This is a genomic window from Winogradskyella sp., assembly GCF_013213975.1.
Lineage (GTDB): Bacteria > Bacteroidota > Bacteroidia > Flavobacteriales > Flavobacteriaceae > Winogradskyella.
Window position 1 is genome coordinate 1 of the sequence record NZ_JABSST010000143.1, and the last position, 3,094, is coordinate 3,094.

Annotated in this window: 4 protein-coding genes; all 4 read right to left on the reverse strand. The window is 32.5% G+C overall.

Going from position 1 to position 3,094, the window contains the following annotated elements:
• Positions 1-126: 126 nt before the first annotated feature.
• Positions 127-807 carry a hypothetical protein gene (locus tag HRU49_RS14355; protein WP_296358364.1) on the reverse strand — a complete coding sequence of 227 codons (681 nt, stop codon included), beginning with the start codon at positions 805-807 and terminating at the stop codon, positions 127-129.
• A 150-nt stretch (positions 808-957) separates the two neighbouring features.
• Complete coding sequence (locus HRU49_RS14360; protein ID WP_296358366.1) at positions 958-1,533, reverse strand: hypothetical protein; 576 nt, start codon at positions 1,531-1,533, stop codon at positions 958-960.
• A gap of 51 nt (positions 1,534-1,584) precedes the next feature.
• Positions 1,585-1,965 (reverse strand): VOC family protein, encoded by a 381-nt coding sequence (locus HRU49_RS14365; protein ID WP_296358370.1) that lies wholly within the window; start codon positions 1,963-1,965, stop codon positions 1,585-1,587.
• Positions 1,966-2,102: 137 nt separating this feature from the next.
• Positions 2,103-2,915 (reverse strand): helix-turn-helix domain-containing protein, encoded by an 813-nt coding sequence (locus tag HRU49_RS14370; protein ID WP_296358368.1) that lies wholly within the window; start codon positions 2,913-2,915, stop codon positions 2,103-2,105.
• Positions 2,916-3,094 lie beyond the last annotated feature (179 nt).

A 3,094-nucleotide genomic window follows, 5' to 3' on the forward strand; every position in this document is an offset into this window, starting at 1 on the left:
TGATTTCGTTGCGTTGAAAATTCCAGCGGAATTTTCGACCGTAGAAATCCAGCCGTTTAAAGTTAAACTAATTTTGGAAATAGGTGAGTAGTAGCAATGAATTATAGCCATTGTTGCCAGTAGTATTTACTTCAGCGTTAATGTTTTATTCAGTTCCTTTTTCATTCCATTTTCTTGGTATTGAACAATCTTAATTTTTGAATTCTTGATTTCAATTTTGTCAATAATACTATAGATTTGACCAATTCCACGATTCCAGTCTTTTGGTAAATTTACTTTATCCATTTTTTGGCTATCAGTTTCAATAATTATTAGATTTAAGGAATTATCATTGTTTTGATCAACAGCAATATATAAATTCGGATTGTCTGTTATGTAATCCGCGTAGTCTATTTCGGGATAATATTCGACTGGCATTACGATTGGTTTTTCCGATTCTGTATTAAAAATCAAAACATACATGCAATTCGTTCCGCAACCGTTTATTAATGCAAAACTTTTTTCTGTAATCCATTCAATTTGATTTGTGAAAGGAATTCCGAGCATTCCGTATTCTTCTGTCTTTAAGTTAATTTTATATTTCTTGTTTTTGTTTCCAAATTCAGCTGTCAGATTTTGCCACTCATTTTCGGGTTTTGAATAGATTTTCAAGAATTTATCATTTGAAATTGTATCAAGCCAAAAAATTGTTTCACTTTTCACGGTCAGTTCAGTTTTGGCTTTCGTTTTTACAGAATTCAGGTTTTTCTCTTTTTTATTACAACCAAAAAAAGTCAGAATTATCAATATCAACAGTATTTTTTTCATATTACTGGCAACGGTCTCGGCTATGATTTCGTTGCGTTGAAAATTCCAGCGGAATTTTCGACCGTAGAAATCCAGCCGTTTAAAGTTAAACTAATTTTGGGTTTTGCTATAAAAAAGCAATGAATTATAGCCATTGTTAGCAACTGGCTTTTATCCCATTTCATATCTCCAATTTAAATTGCTATAAATTAAATATGTTACTATTAACCTTTGCGTATCGCTGTCAAATTCCACTTTATCAATTAATTCAGTCAATATTTCTTTATTCGCATAGGAATTCAATTGAACCTTATCCTTTGTGTCAAGAATAAATTGGTAGTGTATCTGATTCTTAAATGAACTCATTGCGCAGTCATAAAATAATTCCTCAAAGAACAGAGCCGTCATTAAATTATTCTCAATGAAATAATTTTTTGAATTAAAATCCTGAAATTCTTTTTTTAGATATTCAGCTTGTTCAATGTCAGCGATTAAATTCAAATATCCCTTTTTATTTATTTCCGTTAATTGTCCAGCTTTTTGCAAGTAGTATTCGAACGTTTGAATTGAATCAAAAACACTTACCGAATTCGAAATATCTGATTCGGACGTTTCTAATGGATAAAGAATTCCTCTATCAAAGGTTTTGTGATTAATACACCTCTGATATTCAGATTCTAATTCATTCCGATTGTCATTGCAAGATGATAAGGTAAGAATGACTAATAATGAGATTAATAATTTCAAATTCCAGGGTTGATTTTTGAGCTTGTTGCTAACGGTCTTGTGTATAGTGCTTTACTCTTCGGGTTTTGTATAAGTAACAATATCAATTCCAATTCCGTTTGGGTCTTTGATAGCAAAATGTCTGTCACCCCAAGGTTCATCTCGGATTTCGATTACCATCTGGATACCCTTTTCTTTTAGTTGCTTGTACACTTCATCCACGTTTTCAACTTCAATGGTCAAATACACTCCTTTTCCATTAAATTCCGATTGGAAAATGGGTTTTTGACTTGGGTGATTTGGTTGTAAAAAACTGATTTCTGCCGATTGGTCAGGTGTGTGAAGCAATATATAAAATTCATTTTCAAAGCTGACTCCAAAGTCCAAAATCTCAGTGTAGAATTTCTTGGTTTCTTGTAATTTTTCTGTAATGATTCCCGCGTTAAGTTTCATCTTTTTTGTTGTTTGTGCATTTGTCCAACCTACTGTAAGAACAAACACGGTTAATAGTAATGCTTTCATTGTCAATAATTTTGTTCATACAAATTTAGGTTGACAATAAGCCGAGGAATTGTAAAAATCGGACAAACTTAGCCGAAGGCTTCGGAAGGTGTTACTCCATAATATGTTTTGAAATTTTTGATGAAATGAGCTTGGTCAAAAAATCCAACATCAAAGTACAGTTTGTTTTCTTTTAGACTTTGTTTTGAAGGTTTTGCATTTAAAATATACTGAAAACGCACAACATTACTAAAAGATTTTGCAGTTGTACCGATATAAAAGTTGAAAATTCTGCGAAGTTGTCTCGGACTTATTCCTGTATTAAGGTCTTTTTCGGTGTCCAAAAACCCATTTCTTTTGAAAATCAGATTTAACGAATCCAAAAAACGATGGTCGTAGCTAATATTTTGCAATTTTGAAAATTCGATTAACTTTTCATTTAGGATTTTTGTGATATTTTCAAATGAATCCGCTGGTTTGATTTTTGAATTAATCCACTCTGAAAAGTTGGGCAAAATTTTGTTCAATTCTTGAGATTGATTGCTTAAAGTCTTGGCATCAACTCCGAACAAATGTGTGAAAGCAGAGGGTAAAAACCGAATGCCAATAAAATCAAAATCTTTTCCGATTGGAAACTGAATGAACTTTCGGCAAAATCCCATCACAAAATTTTCAGTCGGTTGCTTGTGGTCAAAAAATATATCAATACAACCGTCAGAAACCACTCGGTAATTATAATCGCTATTTAAGGGTTTTTGTGTTTTAAGTTGCCAAAAGCAATAAATAAGGTTCTCGATTTCCTTATTTGGCTTACTTTCCTGATAACTTATTTCGTTATCGTTAGCCGAAACTGTTGGTTGAATCGGTCTGTAGTATTCTCTTATGGTTTTCAGTTCATTCACTGCTTTTTTTTCGCATTATGCTCAACGGTCTCGGCCATGAACAGTTGCGTGGGTTGGTACGGACTTTTGCAAGTACACGACAAGCTGAAAATACCGCAGGAATTTTCAGGATGAGCCTGTAAAAGCAATTATTTATAGCCATTGTTGCCAGTAGTTTTTATTTATTCAACATTATTTTT